At 58.8% G+C, this 18,561-nt stretch carries 23 protein-coding genes; 14 read left to right on the forward strand and 9 right to left on the reverse strand.

The window, feature by feature from the left end; translation table 11 throughout:
• Positions 1-14 precede the first annotated feature (14 nt).
• Positions 15-380, forward strand: a complete 366-nt coding sequence (locus AACW30_RS15645; protein WP_106579162.1) for a histone-like nucleoid-structuring protein, MvaT/MvaU family — start codon at positions 15-17, stop codon at positions 378-380.
• A 112-nt stretch (positions 381-492) separates the two neighbouring features.
• Here AACW30_RS15645 and AACW30_RS15650 read toward each other — a convergent pair whose 3' ends face one another.
• A complete protein-coding gene (locus tag AACW30_RS15650; protein ID WP_106579223.1) occupies positions 493-1,029 on the reverse strand; it encodes a DUF4946 domain-containing protein in 537 nt (178 codons plus the stop codon).
• Between the two features lie 199 nt (positions 1,030-1,228).
• Between AACW30_RS15650 and gloA the strand changes: the two genes are divergently transcribed.
• Complete coding sequence (gene gloA, locus AACW30_RS15655) at positions 1,229-1,750, forward strand: lactoylglutathione lyase (RefSeq protein WP_106579161.1); 522 nt, start codon at positions 1,229-1,231, stop codon at positions 1,748-1,750.
• A 63-nt stretch (positions 1,751-1,813) separates the two neighbouring features.
• Here the strand turns inward: gloA and ahpF are convergent, their stop codons facing one another.
• The 3 genes from ahpF to AACW30_RS15670 all read right to left on the reverse strand — a co-directional run bounded on the left by ahpF (position 1,814) and on the right by AACW30_RS15670 (position 5,136).
• Entirely contained in the window at positions 1,814-3,379 is a 1,566-nt protein-coding gene (gene ahpF, locus AACW30_RS15660; protein WP_200625251.1) for an alkyl hydroperoxide reductase subunit F, read from the reverse strand.
• A gap of 127 nt (positions 3,380-3,506) precedes the next feature.
• Positions 3,507-4,070: an alkyl hydroperoxide reductase subunit C gene (gene ahpC / locus AACW30_RS15665; protein ID WP_053255965.1), complete on the reverse strand. Its 564-nt coding sequence runs from the start codon at positions 4,068-4,070 to the stop codon at positions 3,507-3,509.
• Positions 4,071-4,203: 133 nt separating this feature from the next.
• Complete coding sequence (locus AACW30_RS15670; protein ID WP_200625252.1) at positions 4,204-5,136, reverse strand: site-specific integrase; 933 nt, start codon at positions 5,134-5,136, stop codon at positions 4,204-4,206.
• Between the two features lie 170 nt (positions 5,137-5,306).
• On the opposite strand from AACW30_RS15670, the gene AACW30_RS15675 reads away from it, so the two are divergent.
• On the forward strand, positions 5,307-6,314 hold the full coding sequence (locus AACW30_RS15675; RefSeq protein ID WP_200625253.1) for a DNA-binding protein: 1,008 nt from the start codon (positions 5,307-5,309) through the stop codon (positions 6,312-6,314).
• On the opposite strand, the gene gorA is transcribed toward AACW30_RS15675, so the two are convergent.
• Positions 6,315-7,673: a glutathione-disulfide reductase gene (gorA, locus tag AACW30_RS15680; RefSeq protein WP_145160883.1), complete on the reverse strand. Its 1,359-nt coding sequence runs from the start codon at positions 7,671-7,673 to the stop codon at positions 6,315-6,317.
• Positions 7,674-7,777: 104 nt separating this feature from the next.
• Positions 7,778-8,617 carry a UTP--glucose-1-phosphate uridylyltransferase GalU gene (galU, locus tag AACW30_RS15685; protein WP_003230743.1) on the reverse strand — a complete coding sequence of 280 codons (840 nt, stop codon included), beginning with the start codon at positions 8,615-8,617 and terminating at the stop codon, positions 7,778-7,780.
• 308 nt (positions 8,618-8,925) lie between these two features.
• Here galU and AACW30_RS15690 point away from each other — a divergent pair, with 308 nt between their 5' ends.
• Positions 8,926-9,111, forward strand: a complete 186-nt coding sequence (locus tag AACW30_RS15690) for a hypothetical protein (RefSeq protein WP_028616218.1) — start codon at positions 8,926-8,928, stop codon at positions 9,109-9,111.
• Between the two features lie 145 nt (positions 9,112-9,256).
• The gene (locus AACW30_RS15695; protein ID WP_200625254.1) at positions 9,257-9,541 is read left to right on the forward strand and encodes a hypothetical protein; all 285 of its coding nucleotides are present in this window, start codon (positions 9,257-9,259) and stop codon (positions 9,539-9,541) included.
• 7 nt (positions 9,542-9,548) lie between these two features.
• Here AACW30_RS15695 and AACW30_RS15700 read toward each other — a convergent pair whose 3' ends face one another.
• Both AACW30_RS15700 and AACW30_RS15705 read right to left on the reverse strand, forming a co-directional pair.
• Positions 9,549-9,779 (reverse strand): hypothetical protein, encoded by a 231-nt coding sequence (locus tag AACW30_RS15700; RefSeq protein WP_200625255.1) that lies wholly within the window; start codon positions 9,777-9,779, stop codon positions 9,549-9,551.
• A 279-nt stretch (positions 9,780-10,058) separates the two neighbouring features.
• On the reverse strand, positions 10,059-10,409 hold the full coding sequence (locus AACW30_RS15705; RefSeq protein WP_106579154.1) for a hypothetical protein: 351 nt from the start codon (positions 10,407-10,409) through the stop codon (positions 10,059-10,061).
• Positions 10,410-10,621: 212 nt separating this feature from the next.
• On the opposite strand from AACW30_RS15705, the gene AACW30_RS15710 reads away from it, so the two are divergent.
• The 4 genes from AACW30_RS15710 (at position 10,622) to ada (ending at position 12,905) form a co-directional block, all read left to right on the forward strand.
• The gene (locus AACW30_RS15710; protein ID WP_003173824.1) at positions 10,622-10,924 is read left to right on the forward strand and encodes a DUF1883 domain-containing protein; all 303 of its coding nucleotides are present in this window, start codon (positions 10,622-10,624) and stop codon (positions 10,922-10,924) included.
• 25 nt (positions 10,925-10,949) lie between these two features.
• A complete protein-coding gene (locus AACW30_RS15715) occupies positions 10,950-11,117 on the forward strand; it encodes a hypothetical protein (protein ID WP_164487941.1) in 168 nt (55 codons plus the stop codon).
• 3 nt (positions 11,118-11,120) lie between these two features.
• Complete coding sequence (alkB, locus tag AACW30_RS15720; RefSeq protein WP_200625256.1) at positions 11,121-11,786, forward strand: DNA oxidative demethylase AlkB; 666 nt, start codon at positions 11,121-11,123, stop codon at positions 11,784-11,786.
• 75 nt (positions 11,787-11,861) lie between these two features.
• On the forward strand, positions 11,862-12,905 hold the full coding sequence (ada, locus tag AACW30_RS15725; RefSeq protein WP_200625257.1) for a bifunctional DNA-binding transcriptional regulator/O6-methylguanine-DNA methyltransferase Ada: 1,044 nt from the start codon (positions 11,862-11,864) through the stop codon (positions 12,903-12,905).
• A 145-nt stretch (positions 12,906-13,050) separates the two neighbouring features.
• Here the strand turns inward: ada and AACW30_RS15730 are convergent, their stop codons facing one another.
• Positions 13,051-13,641, reverse strand: coding sequence for a CGNR zinc finger domain-containing protein (locus AACW30_RS15730; RefSeq protein ID WP_124417526.1), 591 nt, complete (start codon positions 13,639-13,641; stop codon positions 13,051-13,053).
• Positions 13,642-13,813: 172 nt separating this feature from the next.
• Here AACW30_RS15730 and AACW30_RS15735 point away from each other — a divergent pair, with 172 nt between their 5' ends.
• From AACW30_RS15735 to modC, 5 genes are all read left to right on the forward strand, one after another.
• Complete coding sequence (locus AACW30_RS15735; RefSeq protein ID WP_179677409.1) at positions 13,814-14,692, forward strand: alpha/beta fold hydrolase; 879 nt, start codon at positions 13,814-13,816, stop codon at positions 14,690-14,692.
• A gap of 109 nt (positions 14,693-14,801) precedes the next feature.
• Positions 14,802-15,866, forward strand: a complete 1,065-nt coding sequence (locus AACW30_RS15740) for an NAD(P)H-dependent flavin oxidoreductase (protein WP_200625258.1) — start codon at positions 14,802-14,804, stop codon at positions 15,864-15,866.
• Positions 15,867-15,979: 113 nt separating this feature from the next.
• Positions 15,980-16,753 (forward strand): molybdate ABC transporter substrate-binding protein, encoded by a 774-nt coding sequence (gene modA, locus AACW30_RS15745; protein ID WP_106579148.1) that lies wholly within the window; start codon positions 15,980-15,982, stop codon positions 16,751-16,753.
• Positions 16,754-17,434, forward strand: a complete 681-nt coding sequence (modB, locus tag AACW30_RS15750) for a molybdate ABC transporter permease subunit (RefSeq protein WP_200625259.1) — start codon at positions 16,754-16,756, stop codon at positions 17,432-17,434.
• A 5-nt stretch (positions 17,435-17,439) separates the two neighbouring features.
• The gene (gene modC / locus AACW30_RS15755; protein WP_200625260.1) at positions 17,440-18,519 is read left to right on the forward strand and encodes a molybdenum ABC transporter ATP-binding protein; all 1,080 of its coding nucleotides are present in this window, start codon (positions 17,440-17,442) and stop codon (positions 18,517-18,519) included.
• Positions 18,520-18,561: the final 42 nt, after the last annotated feature.

An 18,561-nucleotide genomic window follows, 5' to 3' on the forward strand; every position in this document is an offset into this window, starting at 1 on the left:
TTGGAGTACAGATTTTGTCCAGACTCGCCGAATTTCGCGCAGCAGAAAAAGCCCTTCAAGAGCAGCTGGCCCAGCTGGAATCCCTGAAGAACGACGCCGGCCTGAAGAAAGAAATCGAATTCGAAGAAAAGCTGCAAGGCTTGATGAAGCACTACGGCAAAGGCCTGCGCGACATCATCGCGATCCTTGACCCTCACCCTGCCAAGGCCGGTGCTGCAACGGCCGCCGCCCCTAAACAGCGCCGCGCACGCGTGGTCAAGGTGTACCATAACCCGCACACCGGCGAGCTGATCGAGACTAAAGGCGGCAACCACCGCGGCCTCAAAGCCTGGAAAGAACAGTATGGCGCCGCCACTGTAGATTCCTGGCTTCGCGGCTGATCGCACTGCACTAACAAAAAGCCCCGCTGATGCGGGGCTTTTTTTGTTTAAGGATTCGAAAACGAACTTAACTAACATTTCACTTTGTTCAAATTCGATCAACCCGGCACATTCAAAGTTTCAGGCTGTCGCGTACCGATCCGACTTCGCCCTGGCTGGCCTCATAGGCTTCGGCTTGGCCGGCGTATGAAAAAACATAGGCTTTGTCAGTATCTACCGCACCGACTAATGTTTGCGACAACACGTGCCGCCCATTCTCGGTAATCACGCAAGTTGTTTCCAATGCATCAAGACGGCTCAATGTGGTTGGGTGCATCTTGGTGCACACGCTTTGATAACCGCTGCCGGCAAAGTCTTTCTGGATGGATTTACGCATTTCCAGCAACACGCCTTGAAGATTAACTTTATGACCCGCCTCGATCGGCGTGCCGGTCAACTCCATGACCATCAAGGTATTGCCATTTTCGTCATTTTTGATCGCGCGCTGGCGAGACACGGCCTGGGGTTTTACCGGGGCTTCGCCGTCCGGCTCCACTTCCTCGACCTGCCAGCCACTGGGCCAGTGAATTTCCGGGTCGGCCGCCAGTACGAACGGGCTGCCCAGCAGTAGACACAACGAGCTCAACAGCGATTTACGAAATTCGATCATTACAAAAAACGCCCAAGGTTCAAGCGTCAAAGTTTGAGCCCCGGCACCCGCTGGTCGCAAGCGCTGCGTGACCTTTTTCATTTGGCGCAGTGGGCGGCCCTTGCGTATCATGGCTCGGCTGCATGGACGCTTGCCGCAAGCCAACGGACCGCGCCGATCATTTCAAGTCGCGTTTGCCCCATTTTTTTCTGGAGGGCCCATGAGCCTGCACGAACTGAACACTTTCCCGGGCGTCACCGCCCAGCCTGACACCGCCACCACGAACTTCGTGTTCAACCACACCATGCTGCGGGTCAAAGACATCACCAAGTCGCTGGATTTCTACACCCGCGTCCTGGGTTTTTCCCTGGTTGAAAAGCGCGACTTCCCGGAAGCCGAATTCAGCCTGTACTTCCTGGCCCTGGTGGACAAGGCTCAGATCCCGGCCGACGCCGCTGAACGCACCCAGTGGATGAAGTCGATCCCGGGCATCCTGGAACTGACCCACAACCACGGCACCGAAAACGATGCCGACTTCGCATACCACAACGGCAACACCGACCCGCGTGGCTTTGGCCACATCTGCATTTCGGTGCCGGACATTGTCGCTGCGTGCGAACGCTTCGAAGCCCTGGGCTGTGACTTCCAGAAGCGCCTGACCGACGGCCGCATGAAAAGCCTGGCCTTCATCAAGGACCCGGATGCGTACTGGGTCGAGATTATTCAGCCAGCGCCGATGTAAAAGCCTCGCGCAATAAAAAAACCCCATGATCACTCATGGGGTTTTTCATTTCCGGGTCCGACTTTACGCAGGTGCGGAAGTGCGGATCAGGTGATCAAACGCGCTCAGGGAAGCCTTGGCGCCCTCGCCTACCGCAATCACGATTTGCTTGTACGGTACGGTGGTGACGTCACCGGCGGCGAATACACCTGGCAGCGAAGTTTCACCACGCGCATCGACAATGATCTCGCCACGTGGGGTCAGCTCCACTGTGCCTTTGAGCCAGTCAGTGTTGGGCAACAAGCCGATCTGGACAAAGATGCCTTCCAGGTCGAGGGTCTTGAACTCGCCACTGTCGCGGTCCTTGTACGCCAGGCCAGTGACTTTCTGACCATCACCTTTTACTTCACTGGTCAGCGCACTGGTGATTACGTCGACGTTCGGCAGGCTGTAGAGCTTGCGCTGCAACACGGCATCGGCGCGCAGCTTGCTGTCAAATTCAAGCAAGGTCACGTGGCTGACGATACCCGCCAGGTCGATAGCCGCTTCCACGCCAGAGTTACCACCGCCGATCACGGCCACGCGCTTGCCTTTGAACAGCGGACCATCGCAGTGCGGGCAGAAGCACACGCCTTTGGCTTTGTATTCCTGCTCGCCCGGCACACCCATTTCGCGCCACCGGGCGCCAGTGGCCAGGATCACGGTCTTGGACTTGAGGGTCGCACCACTTTCGAAGCGAATCTCGTGCAAGTCACCGGCGTTTTTTGCAGGGATCAAGCTGCTGGCACGCTGCAGGTTCATGATGTCCACGTCGTACTGACGCACGTGGGCTTCCAGGGCGCTGGCCAGCTTAGGCCCTTCGGTCTCCTGCACTGAGATGAAGTTCTCGATGGACATGGTGTCCAGCACTTGCCCGCCGAAGCGTTCAGCCGCCACACCCGTGCGGATGCCCTTACGTGCGGCGTATATAGCGGCCGCCGAACCGGCTGGCCCACCGCCGACTACCAGAACATCAAAGGCGTCTTTGGCGCTGATTTTTTCTGCTGCTTTTTCGATGCCGCTGGTGTCGAGCTTGGCGAGGATTTCTTCCAGGCCCATGCGGCCCTGACCAAAGTTAACGCCATTGAGGTACACGCTCGGTACCGCCATGATCTGGCGCTCATCGACTTCAGCCTGGAACAGCGCACCGTCGATGGCGACATGGCGGATGTTCGGGTTGAGCACGGCCATCAGGTTCAGTGCCTGGACCACGTCGGGGCAGTTCTGGCAGGACAGCGAGAAGTACGTCTCGAAGCTGAACTCGCCTTTGAGGGCGCGAATCTGTTCAATCACTTCGACACTCGCCTTCGACGGGTGGCCACCGACTTGCAGCAGGGCCAGCACCAGCGAAGTGAATTCATGGCCCATGGGGATGCCGGCGAAACGCAGGCTGATATCGGCACCCGGGCGATTGATGGAGAACGACGGCTTGCGCGCATCATCGCCATCGGTTTTCAGAGTAATCAGCATGGTGAGGCTGGTTACGTCTTGCAAAAGGGCAAGCATTTCCTGGGATTTCGCACCGTCGTCGAGGGAGGCGACGATCTCGATCGGCTGGGTGACCCGTTCCAGGTATGACTTCAACTGAGCTTTAAGATTGGCGTCCAACATACGGGCGATTTCCTATTAATTCGGTTTATTGCAGACAAAAAAACGCCCGAGCGAATCTCGCCCGGGCGTTTTGAGGGCGGTTGCGGCTTACTTAAGTGCGGAGTTCCGCCCTTGGTGCTTCACAGACTTAGATCTTGCCGACCAGGTCCAGGGACGGAGCCAACGTCGCTTCGCCTTCTTTCCACTTGGCTGGGCATACTTCGCCTGGGTGGGCAGCTACGTATTGAGCAGCTTTGATTTTGCGCAGCAGCTCGGAAGCGTCACGGCCAACACCACCGTCGTTCAGTTCAACGATCTTGATCTTGCCTTCTGGGTCGATCACGAAGGTGCCGCGGTCTGCCAGGCCAGCTTCTTCGATCAGTACGTCGAAGTTGCGGGAGATGGTCAGGGTTGGGTCGCCGATCATGGTGTACTGGATTTTGCCGATGGCTGGCGAAGTGTTGTGCCAGGCAGCGTGGGCAAAGTGGGTGTCGGTGGAAACGCTGTAGATTTCGACGCCCAGTTTCTGGAATTCGGCGTAGTTATCAGCCAGGTCTTCCAGCTCGGTTGGGCAAACGAAGGTGAAGTCGGCTGGGTAGAAGAACACTACGGACCATTTGCCTTTCAGGTCAGCGTCCGACACGTCTACGAAGTTACCGTTTTTGTAAGCAGTTGCTTTGAACGGTTTTACTTGGCTGTTGATGATAGGCATCGTTGACTCTCCGTCAGGGGTTAAGAAGTTGATGGGGTGAATCCTACCCACTCTCCTGGCCGTTGGCTCATTGGCAAACCTGATGCCGACGATTGGTTTTGCCTATCAGGTGACCGTATTAATAGAAGAAATCTCAAATCAACGGTTGAGTCGCCAACGTCATGCCAAGAAAGGGCGTCGCTTCAACATAGCGCATGGCGGATTTCATGTCGTTCCAACCGACATAACTCATCAGCGACTTCAAGTCCCAGCCACTGCGATGAGCCCAGGTGGCGAAGCCTCGGCGCAGGGAGTGGCTGGTGTATTGATCAGCCGGGATACCCGCGCGCTCCAGCGCCTGGCGCAGCAGCGGGATCACGCTGTTGGGGTGCAAGCCCTCCTCGCCCAGGTTGCCCCAGCGATCAATCCCACGAAACACCGGGCCACGCACCAACCCCGAAGCACTGAGCCAGTCGCTGTAGGCCTGTACCGGGCACAGACGCAGTAGTGCCGGGGTCTGGTAGGTTTTGCCGAGGTTGTCTCGATCACTTTTGCTGCGTGGCAGGTACAGGCTGATGCCAGCACCGGGCACGGCCTGCACGTGTTCGATGTGCAGGCGGCACAACTCGTCGCTGCGAAACCCTCTCCAGAAGCCCAGCAGGATCAGCGCAGTGTCGCGCTTGGCGCGCAGCAAGCGAGGCATGTCCTCGTCGCTGCTCGCCTGCCGCGCTTCTGCCTCCAGCGATGCAACCACCTGCTCAAGATGCTTGAGTTGCAGGGGCTCGGCCTGTTTCTCCTGCGCCGGGTGCACCGCGCGAATGCCTTTGAGCACCTTGCGCACCACCGGCGCCTTGGTCGGGTCGGGAAACCCCTGGCTGCTATGCCATTGCGCCAGTGCCGAAAGCCGCAACTTCAAGGTGTTCACCGCCAGCACGCCGGCATGCGCCACCAGGTAGCGCGCGACGCTGTCGCTGGTCGCCGGCAGGAAACCGCCCCAACTCACCTCGAAGTGCTCAATGGCCGCCCGGTAACTACGGCGCGTGTTATCGCGCGTGGCGGCGTTGAGGTATCGATCCAGTTCGCTCATGAAAGGCCTATTCGTACTGCTGCAAGGTGGATCCGCGTTTAAAACCGTTATGACACGGGATAATACGCCAATATCCCATCTGTTAAATCATGAATTTAAACGTGTTTTTATTTATGTTACAGTATGTATATACATACTCTGTACCACAGTACGAAATCGACGGAGACTCCATGGCTCGCGGCGGCATAAACAAAGCAGTAGTTCAAACGGCACGCTTGGCGATCCTTGCCCGCGGCGAAAACCCCAGCATCGACGCGGTGCGCATCGAGATGGGAAACACCGGCTCGAAAACCACAATTCATCGCTACTTGAAGGAATTGGACGATAGCGAAAGCCGGCTGACGATCACCGAGGCGCCAATCGACGACGAGCTTGGCGAACTGGTTGCACGGCTGGCCTTGCGCTTGAAAGAGAAGGCTCAGGAACCTATCGACCTGGCCTTGGCGCAGTTCGAACAGCACAAAGCCGCCCTGCTCGCCCAGGTAGAGACGCTGGAGGCGGCTCACGCCGAGCTCAAGCAACAATTTGATATCCAGGCCGCCGCATTGGCAGACGAAAGCGCCGCCCTACAGACCGCCAATACCAGTCTGCAGACCGAGCAAACCCGCAACGCCGGGCTCAGCCAGGCGTGCAGCGATTACGAGCTGAGGATTACCGACAAGGACGAACAGATTCGATCACTGGAAGAAAAGCACCTGCACGCGCGCGAGGCGTTGGAGCATTACCGCAATGCAATCAAGGAGCAGCGCGAGCAGGAACAGCGACGCCATGAAGGCCAACTGCAACAAGTGCAGGCGGAACTGCGTCAGGCCCAGCAAAGCGCCATGGTGCGCCAGGATGAAATCACGCAGTTGCATCGCGACAATGAGCGGTTATTGATCGAACACCGTGTAACCCTGAAGGAACTGAGCGCGCTGCAAGCGCAAACCCGCAAAGACCAGGCCCTGCAGCAAAAACTTAGCGAACAGGTAAACCTGATTGAAAGCGAACGCACCCTGCTTCAGGAACGCCTGCGGGTGGCGGTACTGGAGAGCCAATCGCGCCAGGAAGCGCTGACCGAACACCAGCTTGCCAACAAAAATCTGGAACTGGACCTTATCAAGGCCCAGGCCAGTATCGAGGCATTGCGCTTGGCGGCCGTCGTTGCAACGGCGCCAGAGGCAACACCGCAAGCCTGATCAGTCAGCCACAGGCGTGCGCATGGTGACGAACTCTTCCGCCGCCGTAGGGTGCACGCCGATGGTCTCATCGAAATGCTGCTTGGTCGCGCCCGCCTTGAGCGCGATCGCCAGGCCTTGCACGATCTCGCCGGCATCCGGGCCGACCATGTGGCAACCCAATACCTTGTCGGTGTCGGCGTCGACCACCAGCTTCATCAAGGTTTTTTCCTGGCAATCGGTCAACGTCAGCTTCATGGGTCGGAAGCGGCTTTCGAAAATCTGCACCTTGTGGCCGTTCTTCTTCGCTTCTTCTTCAGTCAGGCCGACAGTACCAATGTTTGGGAGGCTGAACACCGCTGTCGGGATCATCGCGTAATCCACCGGGCGGTATTGCTCGGGCTTGAACAGACGACGTGCCACCGCCATGCCTTCAGCCAGAGCCACCGGCGTCAATTGCACGCGACCGATCACATCGCCGATCGCCAGGATCGACGACTCAGCGGTCTGGTACAGGTCATCCACCTCAACGAAGCCGCGCTCGTCCAGCTTGACGCCGGTATTTTCAAGGCCCAGGTTGTCCAACATCGGGCGGCGGCCAGTGGCGTAGAACACGCAATCGGCCTCCAGCACGCGGCCGTCTTTCAGGGTGGCCTTGAGGCTGCCATCGGCTTGCTTGTCGATACGCTCGATGTCAGCGTTGAACTGCAGGTCGAGGCCGCGCTTGGTCAGCTCTTCCTTCAGATGGGTACGCACTGAACCGTCGAAACCGCGCAGGAACAGATCGCCGCGATACAGCAGCGTAGTCTGCGCGCCCAAACCATGGAAAATGCCCGCGAACTCAACGGCAATATAACCACCGCCGACCACCAGTACACGCTTGGGGAGCGCCTTAAGGAAGAATGCTTCATTGGAACCAATGGCGTGTTCGCGCCCTGGAATCTCTGGAATCTGTGGCCAGCCACCTGTCGCGATCAGGATGTGCTTGGCGGTGAAACGTTCGCCGTTGATCTCTACCTGGTGCGGATCCACCAGACGCGCATGCCCTTCATGCAGGGTCACACCGCTGTTGACCAGCAAGTTGCGATAGATGCCATTGAGGCGGTTGATTTCGCGATCCTTGTTGGCGATCAGGGTCGCCCAATCAAAGTCAGCCTCCCCCAGCGACCAGCCGAAACCGCTCGCTTGCTCGAAGTCTTCGGCGAAATGCGCACCGTACACCAACAGTTTTTTGGGCACGCAACCGACGTTAACGCACGTGCCGCCCAGGTAGCGGCTTTCCGCCACGGCCACCTTGGCGCCAAAGCCAGCGGCAAAACGCGCCGCGCGAACACCGCCAGAACCGGCGCCAATTACATACAGGTCAAAATCGTAGGCCATTTCACTCTCCTCGGCAGGTCATCAGCATACCGATTTAGATGGGGCTGAAAAACGAAAAAGCCACCCGTGGGTGGCTTTCTCTTAAAACACTCAGCAAGCGTGAATCAGTAAGCCTTGCCAGTCTTGTAGAAGTGCTCGTAGCAGAAGTTGGTCGCCTCGATGTAGCCTTCAGCGCCACCGCAGTCAAAACGCTGACCTTTGAACTTGTAGGCAATCACGCAGCCGTCTTTGGCTTGCTTCAACAGGGCGTCGGTGATCTGGATCTCGCCACCCTTGCCCGGCTCGGTTTCTTCGATCAGCTTGAAGATGTCCGGCGTCAGGATGTAACGGCCGATGATCGCAAGGTTCGACGGCGCGTCTTCCGGCGCTGGCTTCTCAACCATGTCGCGTACGCGGATCAGGCCATCACCAATGTCGTCACCGGCGATCACGCCGTACTTGTTGGTTTCGGCCGGATTGACTTCCATCACCGCAACGATGGTGCAGCGGTATTTCTGGTACAGCTTGACCATTTGAGTCAGTACGCCGTCGCCTTCCAGGTTGACGCACAGGTCGTCCGCCAGTACCACGGCGAACGGTTCGTCACCGATCAGCGGGCGGCCGGTAAGGATCGCGTGGCCGAGGCCTTTCATCTGGGTTTGGCGGGTGTAGGAGAACGAGCACTCGTCGAGCAATTTGCGGATACCGACCAGGTATTTTTCCTTGTCGGTGCCCTTGATCTGGTTTTCCAGCTCGTAGCTGATGTCGAAGTGGTCTTCGAGTGCGCGCTTACCACGGCCGGTGACGATGGAGATTTCGTTCAGACCGGCATCCAATGCCTCTTCGACGCCGTACTGAATCAGTGGCTTGTTCACCACCGGCAGCATCTCTTTGGGCATGGCTTTGGTCGCTGGCAAGAAGCGAGTGCCGTAACCGGCTGCTGGGAACAAGCATTTCTTGATCATATGAGTCCTTACAAAGGGCTGTGCGTACGGAATTCGGCGCAGTCTAATGAGGCCGCAGTCACCTTACAATGGGTCCTGCTGGCGTTGCGATGTCATCATAGAGAAAAAATGTCGGCGTAAGTTCCGCTGATCCTGCCAAGAGCGTGCCCAGCGGTTCGGCAAAACATGCCATCCCCCAATGATTAAAAGGGTGTAACTGTTTTAGCACGCTTTGCCGCGCGTCACACTGACCTGCAACAACTTGCGCTTTCCCCCGGCATTTGGCGCTATCATGAGCCGCTTGAACCAGACCACGAGATTGTTAATAGATGTCAGAACCAAAAGGCGTAAACGGCTACCTGATCACACAGCGAGCAGACGGCTGGCACTTGATCAACTTTCACGGTGACAGCGTTGCCGGGGTATTCCCGACTGAAAGTCAGGCTATTGCGGTAGCCGAAGTGTTTGTGGACGAAGCCGGCCATGCATCGAGCAAAAGACCCAAAGGCAAGTAAGCCAGAGCGACTTGCGCAAAAAGCCCCGTTTGACGGGGCTTTTTTGTGTTTGTCTGTACCTAGGTGGCAGTTCGCTATAATCTGCTGCGAACGCCCCACGACAGTGTCAGCGCTCCCTCCAACACCCTCGACGACGACTCAACTTATGAACAAGATTCTGGCACTGACTGCGGCCCTGGCGCTGATGACCGGCTGCACCACCACCTCCGACACCTTTCTGAAAAATGGCGAACAGGGCCTGACCATCGACTGCTCGGGCGAAGCCAACTCGTGGGCCAGCTGCTACGAGAAAGCCGACGCCTCCTGCGCGGGCACCGGCTACCGTATGGTCGGCACCGAAGGCACGCCCTCGCTCAAGGAAGACGACAAGACCCTGGGCAAAGATGTAGGCAACTTCAAGAGCCGAAGCGTAGTGGTCGTGTGCAAATAGCCAACGGCTACAGGTGAATTTCGGCGAACTTGATGCCCAGCCCGCGCAGAAGCTCGATGAGGTCATCCAGGCGCGCGAATGACTCGACTTCGTCCTGCTCGTCCACCAGAAAAAAACTGCGTCCGTCGCTTTTCTTGAAAAACACGATCCACTCGCCAAGATCGGCAGGGTTCTGAATGACATGGGTGGCCGAAATCTGACCCTCGGCCTGGCGGGCTTTGACGTGTTCACGCTTCATGACGGTTTTCCAGAAAAAGACAAATGCCGCGCATCCATGAGGTTGCGCGGCATTTTTTGCATTGAATGCCCAACAGTTTAACGGATGCCTTGCCCGATCAACACGCTCATCACGGCTCCATTTTTAGAGTTATAGGTTTAGATCGCAAGCGCATAAGCTTACAAACGGTCGGGGAATGGACCTTTTGCGAAAACACCCAAAATGACTGCAAAAAAAACCTGACGCTGCAGTGCAGCGTCAGGCTTTTTATCGGATTCAAGCGCCCAATGAGGCTGGGGCTCAGCCGGAGATGCAATCCTCTGCGGCTTTTTTCACATCACCAGGTCGAATGGGCACGTTCGACATGCTTTCGTAAAGTTTGATACTGCTGCCGCTGGAGCGCTCTTCAATCTCGAAGATCGCCGACGGGTCAGCCGAGAATTTCTGCGGCACAATCACCTGTACACCGTCCTTGTGAGGCTCGATCTGCGGCGGTCTGCGGGTGGCGGCGAGCTTGCGCACGACACACGCGGCGTATTCCGGCGGTTTTTTACCTGAAATGACCACCAATGTTGGCGGGGTCTGCTTGATATCTGCAACCGAAGCACACCCACCTAAGGCCAAGGCCAGAACCAACACACTCCACTTCATACTTAAACCTCCGATAAAGATCCTACGACAGCGTAGAGAGTAAATTTCTCCCGCCAATGTAGGATTTATCTCTAAAAACTCGGGAAATAACTGTTTTAAATTGTCGAAGTCGTCGACGACGACCCGATAATAAACGCGCTGGGGCTGATAAACTCTATCTTAACCTACGTATCATTCTGATTTTTCAGAAAAAGCCCTTCTGGAGACACCCCATGAAATTCATCCACCAGCGCGAGCACCTCAACGAGGGCGACATCGTTGTCATTGAATGCTCACAGACGTGCAACATTCGCCTGATGAGCGACGCCAATTTTCGCAGCTTCAAGAACGGCGGCCGCCACACCTATCACGGCGGCGCATTCGACAAGTTCCCGGCAAAAATCACCGCCCCCAGCACCGGTTTCTGGAACATCACCCTGGATGTAGTGACACGCCGCGCCATCAGCGTTACGCGCAAGCCCGCGTTGTCGCACAAAATTCGCATCGTTCGCCGCACCAGTACCAAACTGAGCTGACCCGAACACTCGACAGGAAAACACTGTGACTACCACAACCAAATACGTCATCAAGTACAAACTCAACGGCGAACGTCGCTTTGAGTTCGCGCAATTGCACACCAACAGTGTCGAAGAAGCCCAGCAGGCGCTGGCGAAAATCCACGATGCCAGTGACGAAATCACCGACATCACTGTGAGCAAGGCGCTGTAAGCCATGTCCGGCCCCACGGCGGATCTGTTCGCCGACGATGCGCTGCAACAACCGGCCGGGCGCGAGCAGATCGGCGAAGAGTCTTACGTGCTGAGGGGCTACGCCCTGCCCTGGATTGATCGCCTGCTACCTGAGTTGCGGCGCGTACTGGCTCAATCCCCGTTTCGGCAGATGGTCACACCCGGCGGATTTACCATGTCGGCCGCCCTGAGCAGTTGCGGCGCACTGGGCTGGACCACCGACAGCTCTGGCTATCGATACAGCCCGGTTGATCCGCGCAGCCGGCAACCCTGGCCGGCAATGCCGGACGCTTTGCGCGAGCTTGCCAAGCTGGCGGCCGCAGAAGCCGGCTTCAATGACTTTTCCCCGGATGCCTGCCTGATCAACCGTTATGTGCCCGGGGCCAAAATGTCGCTGCACCAGGACAAAAACGAACGTTGCTATAGCGCCCCGGTGGCGTCCGTGTCCCTCGGGCTGCCGGCTGTTTTCCTGTTCGGTGGCCATGAGCGTGGCAACCGCACGCAGAAAATCTCGCTGTTTCACGGCGATGTCGTGGTCTGGGGTGGCGTCGATCGCTTGCGTTTTCATGGGGTGATGCCGATCAAGGAAGGTGTGCATCCGGTGATGGGACCACAACGTATCAACCTGACTTTCCGCACGGCCGGTTGATTTGACCGCAAGCTTCGGAGTGCCGAGCGCAACTCGCGCGGTTAATCTGCCCGTGACCCGTCAAGAGTGCAGGCCATGAACAACCAACAAGACCCTCGCTGGGCCGCCATCGTTGCCCGCGACGCCAAGGCCGACGCGCTGTTTGTCTACGGCGTAAAGACCACCGGCGTTTATTGCCGCCCCAGCAGCGCCTCGCGCTTGCCACGGCCGGAGAACGTCGAATTTTTTGACTCCCCCGCCCAGGCCGAAGCGGCGGGTTATAGGCCGAGTAAACGCGCCGCGGGCGACCAGACCCAATTGGCCGCGCACCACGCGCAAATAGTCGCCGATGCTTGCAGGCATATAGAGCAGGCCGAAACACCGCCCAGCCTGGACGTACTTGCGCGCCTGGCCGGCTTGAGTTCGTTCCATTTCCATCGTGTCTTCAAAGCCATCACCGGCCTGACGCCCAAGGGCTACGCCAGCGCCCTTCGCTCACGCAAAGTACGCGTTGGCCTCAAGGGCGAGCATTCCGTGACGGACGCGGTGTACGGCGCAGGCTTTAATTCAAACAGCCGCTTTTATGAATTCGCCGATCAGTTACTCGGCATGAAACCCAGCGATTACAAGGCCGGCGGCACTAACAGCGAGATCCATTTTGCCGTGGGCCAGTGCTCGCTGGGGGCCATTCTGGTGGCGCAGAGCCAACGGGGCGTGTGTGCGATTTTGCTGGGAGACGATCCGGACACGCTGGTGCGCGACCTGCAGGATCAATTTCCCAAGGCCGATTTGGTCGGCGCGGATCGGCATTTCGAGCAATTGATCGCCCAGGTCGTGGGCTTTGTCGAAGCACCGGCGCTGGGCCTGAATTTGCCCCTGGACTTGCGCGGCACCGCCTTTCAGGAGCGTGTGTGGCAGGCACTGCGCGACATTCCGGTGGGCAGCACGGCCAGCTACGCGCAGATCGCCCAGCGTATCGGCGCGCCTACGTCCTTTCGCGCGGTGGCCCAGGCTTGTGGCGCCAATCACCTGGCAGTGGCGATCCCCTGCCATCGCGTCGTACGCAGCAATGGCGAGCTCTCCGGGTACCGTTGGGGGGTTGAGCGCAAACGGCAGCTGCTGGAGCGGGAGAGTCAGTAAAGACTCAGCGCACAAAACAGCAGCACACCGGTCCGACGTTGTGCGCCGGAGGCCGGACCTTCATCCGCATTACGTGCGCGCAGGTTGAGACCGGTCACCCGAAAATGCCTGCACCGCCCTCTCCTTTTATAGCGCCAGTGTGCGTTTACAAGGCCTTGCGTTTACGAAACTGCGCGACCTTATGCCGGTTGCCACACAACGCCATGCTGCACCAACGGCGCTTGTGCGCTTTGGTCCGGTCATAAAACCACAGGACGCATTCGGGATGCTCGCAGCGGCGAATCAAGCTGAAATCGCCGGCCACCAATAACTGAGCCGCTGCTTCGGCAATCGGCGACAAAAACTGCTCCGCCGTCTGTTGCTTGCGCTGGCGCTCCAGTTGAGGCTGCCCGCACGCAGGCCAGACCAACTGCGGATAGCTGACCGCTTTGCGTAAAAAACCGTTGAGCACCGCAGGGTCGCCCGTCTCACCGTTCTTGCGCGCAGCCACCAGTTCACGGACTACCTCGCGCAGTTGGCGTGCAGCCCCCAGCAAAGCACCTTCTTCGAATGTGGGAATGCTCGCTTGCGCTACCCACTCCAGGCGCACCAGCCAATGCGCAACGTCGGCGTCGGTATGCCAGAAATCCACCGGCTGGCCGTCGATATTCGCCAGGGTATTGAGCATGTCCAGCACCGGCTCATCGGCCAGTACATAGGGTTGTGATGGTGGCGCATGGGGCGTAAGGGTGGCCATGATTTGTCCTCTCGAGCACCGCGCAATCGTAACCGCTATTTTTACCCCTGGATAGTTACAGCATGAAAAAAGATAACCGTAATAATTGGTTTGACAGGTTACATATTTGGGCGCAACTTTTAAATAAGTAACCTGTATTACCAACCAATCCAGTTACATAGGTGTCCTCATCATGTCTATCGCAACCCCCGTCGTTCGCTACCAGCACGTTGATGTCGATGGTGTGCGCATGTTCTACCGTGAAGCCGGCGATCCTTCGGCGCCGGTCATGTTGCTGTTGCACGGGTTCCCCAGCTCGTCGCACATGTACCGCGACCTCATTCCGCTGCTCGCTACGCGCTTTCGGGTCATCGCCCCCGATTTGCCCGGTTTCGGCTTCACCGAGGTGCCCGTCGAGCGCGATTACCAGTACAGCTTCGATAACCTGGCGATCAGCGTCGGACATTTCGTCGATGCGCTGAAACTGAGCCGCTACGCCCTGTACGTATTCGATTACGGTGCACCCGTGGGCCTGCGACTGGCGGTGGCGCATCCGGAACGGGTCAGCGCGCTGGTCTCGCAAAACGGCAACGCGTATCTGGAAGGGCTGGGCGATGCCTGGGCGCCGATTCGCGCCTACTGGGCGGACGCGAGCGCAGCCAATCGCGAGGTGATCCGCAACGCGGTCATCAGCCTGGAAGGCACGCGCTACCAGTACTTGCATGGGGTAAGTCAGCCGGAGTTGGTCGCACCGGAGTCCTACATGCTGGACGTGCTGTTGATGCAACGCCCGGGTAACGACGAAATCCAGCTGGACCTGTTTCTCGACTACCGCAATAACCTCACGCTGTACCCGGCGTTCCAGGCATTTTTCAAAGCCAGCCAAGTGCCGACGCTGGTGATCTGGGGCCAGAACGATCCGTTTTTCATCCCGCCTGGCGCCCATGCCTACAAGGGCGACAACGCCAACGCGGTGGTTGAACTACTGGACACCGGCCACTTTGCCCTGGAAACCCATGCGGCCCATATTGCCGAGCGCATTCACGCGGTGCTGGGGCATGCCATCGACTGATGGCGCTGCACGAAACCCTGCCCTCGTCCAGTGAATAATACGGACTGGCCGGGTGCCAATGGCCCTGTTAAAACAGCGCAAAGTCCTACTCACGCTGGAGACGCATCCCATGAGCACCTGGCCAGACTCGCGCATCATCGACCTGCTGGGCATTCAATTGCCCATCATCCAGGCCCCCATGGCCGGCGCTACGACCGCCGCCATGGTGATTGCCGCCAATGAAGCGGGTGCGCTGGGCTCGATGCCCGCCGCAGCGCTGACCATCGAGCAACTGCGCGAAGCCTTGAGCACGATCCGCCAGGCTGGTACGCGCCCCATCAACGTGAATTTCTTCTGCCATCGACCGCCCGACGCCGACGAGGCCGGCGACCGTCGCTGGAAGGACTTGTTGCAACCCTTCTACCGCGAACTGGGCGCCGATTTCGATGCGCCAACACCCGTTTCCAACCGCGCGCCCTTTAACGAGGCCGCCTGCCAGGTGGTCGAGGCGTTTCGCCCCGAGGTGGTGAGCTTTCACTTTGGCCTGCCGGAAAAAACCTTGCTCGACCGGGTAAAAGCCACCGGCGCCAAGGTGCTGTCATCCGCCACCACCGTGGAAGAAGCGGTCTGGCTGGAACAGCATGGGTGCGATGCAATCATCGCGATGGGGATTGAGGCCGGCGGGCATCGCGGCTTGTTTCTCAGCGACGATCTCAATACCCAGATCGGCTTGATGGCGCTGGTACCGCAGATCGTCGACGCCGTCAGCGTGCCCGTGATTGCGGCCGGCGGTATTGCTGATGCGCGCGGCATTGTCGCGGCCCTTGCTCTGGGCGCATCAGCCGTACAAATCGGCACCGCCTACCTGTTTACACCCGAAGCCAACGTCAGCGCCTCCCACTACTCTGCGTTGCGTCAAGCCCAGGCCAGCGAAACCGCACTGACCAACCTGTTCACCGGCCGCCCGGCGCGCGGCATCGTCAACCGCGTGATGCGTGAACTGGGTGCGATCAATCCGGCGGCGCCTGCCTTCCCCACGTCCGGTGGTGCCCTGATGCCGCTCAAGGCCAAGGACGAGGCGGGTTTCAGCAACCTGTGGTCGGGCCAGGCTCTGCGCTTGTGCAAAGATGCATCTACTTACGACCTGACTCGCGAGCTGGCCGCGCAGGCGCTGGCAAAGCTCAAGCACAACTGATGCCGCGGGCAACTTTACGCTGTACCGGCGATGGCTAACCGCTATATATTCCTCTACATAGCGATAAAGCCTTCTATCTATAACAAGCCGTACATCCTCAAAGGAGCTGCTTCATGATGATCCGCGCCTCACGTCTGGCCCCCACAGCCCTCGCCTCCCTGATCGCTGCCTTCGCCCTGGGCTCGGCGCAGGCCGACGAAGTGCAGGTGGCCGTGGCTGCCAACTTCACCGCGCCGATCCAGGCGATCGCCGCCGACTTCGAGAAAGACACCGGCCACAAACTGGTTGCGGCCTATGGCGCTACTGGCCAGTTCTATACGCAGATCAAGAACGGCGCGCCGTTCGAAGTGTTCCTCAGCGCAGATGACACCACGCCTAAAAAGCTCGATGACGAAGGCGCGACCGTCAAAGGTTCGCGCTTCACCTACGCGGTCGGCACCCTGGCGCTGTGGTCGGCCAAGGAAGGCTACGTCGATGCCAAAGGCGAGGTGCTGAAGAAAAACCAGTACCAGCACTTGTCCATCGCCGACCCCAAAACTGCACCCTATGGCCTCGCCGCCACTCAAGTGCTGGCCAAGGAAGGTCTGAGCGAGCAGGTCGCAGACAAGCTGGTCACCGGGCAGAACATCACCCAAGCCTTCCAGTTCGTTTCCACCGGCAACGCTGAACTGGGCTTCGTCGCCCTGTCGCAGATCTACAAGGACGGCAAGGTCACCAGCGGTTCGGCGTGGATCGTGCCCGCCTCGCTGCACGATCCGATCAAGCAAGACGCGGTGATCCTCACCAAAGGCAAGGACAGTGCCGCGGCCAAAGCCCTGGTCGACTACCTCAAGGGCCCGAAAGCCGCTGCGGTGATCAAGTCCTACGGTTATGAGCTGGCCCAGTAAATGCCGCTGTCGAGTGCCGATTTTTCCGCGATCTGGTTGACGGTCAAACTGGCGTCACTGACCACTGTGATCCTGCTGGTCATCGGCACTCCGATTGCCCTGTGGCTGTCGCGCACCCGTACCTGGTGGCGCGGCCCCATCGGCGCAATCGTCGCCCTGCCGTTGGTATTACCGCCAACGGTCATCGGGTTTTACCTGCTGTTGACCATGGGGCCCAATGGGTATTTCGGCCAATTCACCCAATGGCTGGGCCTGGGCACCCTGACCTTCAGCTTCACAGGGCTGGTACTGGGCTCGGTGATCTACTCCATGCCGTTTGTGGTGCAGCCGTTGCAAAACGCCTTCGGCGCTATCGGTACCCGCCCACTGGAAGTGGCCGCGACCTTGCGCGCCAATCCGTGGGACACCTTTTTCACGGTGATCCTGCCCCTGGCCCGCCCGGGGTTTATCACCGCGTCGATTCTCGGCTTTGCGCACACCGTCGGTGAATTCGGCGTGGTGCTGATGATCGGCGGCAATATCCCCAACAAAACCCGCGTGGTCTCGGTGCAGATCTACGACCACGTCGAAGCCATGGAATACGCCCAGGCGCACTGGCTGGCCGGCTCCATGGTGGTGTTCGCCTTCCTCGTGTTGCTGGCGCTTTACTCCAGCCGTAAAACCAAGATGGGCTGGAGCTGATCGCGATGATTGAGGTACGCCTGAAACTGAACTACCCAGGCTTTGCGCTTGAAGCGGATTTGAAATTGCCCGGCCGTGGCGTCACCGCGTTGTACGGGCATTCCGGCTCGGGCAAGACCACCTGCCTGCGCTGTATCGCCGGGCTGGAGCGTGCCGAAGACGGCTTTGTGCAGATCAACGATCAAGTCTGGCAAGACAGCCGCAACGGGCTGTTTGTGCCACCGCACAAACGTGCCTTGGGTTATGTGTTCCAGGAGGCGAGCCTGTTTCCACATCTGTCGGTGCGGGCCAACCTGGAATTCGGCTTCAAGCGTATTGCTCGTCAGCAGCGGCGCGTGGACCTGGCTCACGCCACCGAACTGCTGGGCATTGCTCATTTGCTCGACCGCCACCCGCAGCATTTGTCCGGGGGTGAACGCCAACGCATCGGCATCGCCCGCGCGCTGCTCACCAGTCCCCAATTGCTGTTGATGGATGAACCCTTGGCGGCGCTGGACAGCAAACGCAAAAGTGAAATTTTGCCGTACCTCGAACGCCTGCACGATGAGCTCGATATCCCCGTGCTGTACGTCAGCCATGCCCAGGACGAAGTGGCGCGGCTGGCCGATCACATCGTGTTACTCAGTGACGGCCAGGTGCTGGCCAGCGGCCCCATCGGTGAAACCCTGGCGCGGCTCGATTTGCCCATGGCCCTGGGTGACGATGCCGGGGTAGTGATCAATGGCAGCGTCAGCGCCTACGACGCGCACTATCAACTGCTGACGCTGCAATTGCCCGACAGTGCGTTATCGATGCGCGTTGCCCATGCGCCGTTGGCACTGGGCAAACAGTTGCGCATCAAGGTACAGGCACGGGATGTCAGCCTCAGCCTGCAGGCGCAGGAACCCAGCAGTATCCTCAATCGCTTGCCGGTGACGGTGACCGGGGAGATCTCTGCCGACAACAACGCCCATGTGCTGGTGCGCCTCGACGCCGGCGGCACGCCGTTGCTGGCGCGCATCACGCGGTTTTCCCGCGACCAGTTGCAGCTGTGTCCCGGCCAGGCGCTGTGGGCGCAAATCAAGGCGGTGGCGGTGCTGGCTTAAGAATTTGGCACGAGCGCAAAACCCTGCGGTCAATCAGACATA

Source organism: Pseudomonas sp. MF6747 (assembly GCF_963890955.1).
Taxonomy (GTDB): domain Bacteria; phylum Pseudomonadota; class Gammaproteobacteria; order Pseudomonadales; family Pseudomonadaceae; genus Aquipseudomonas.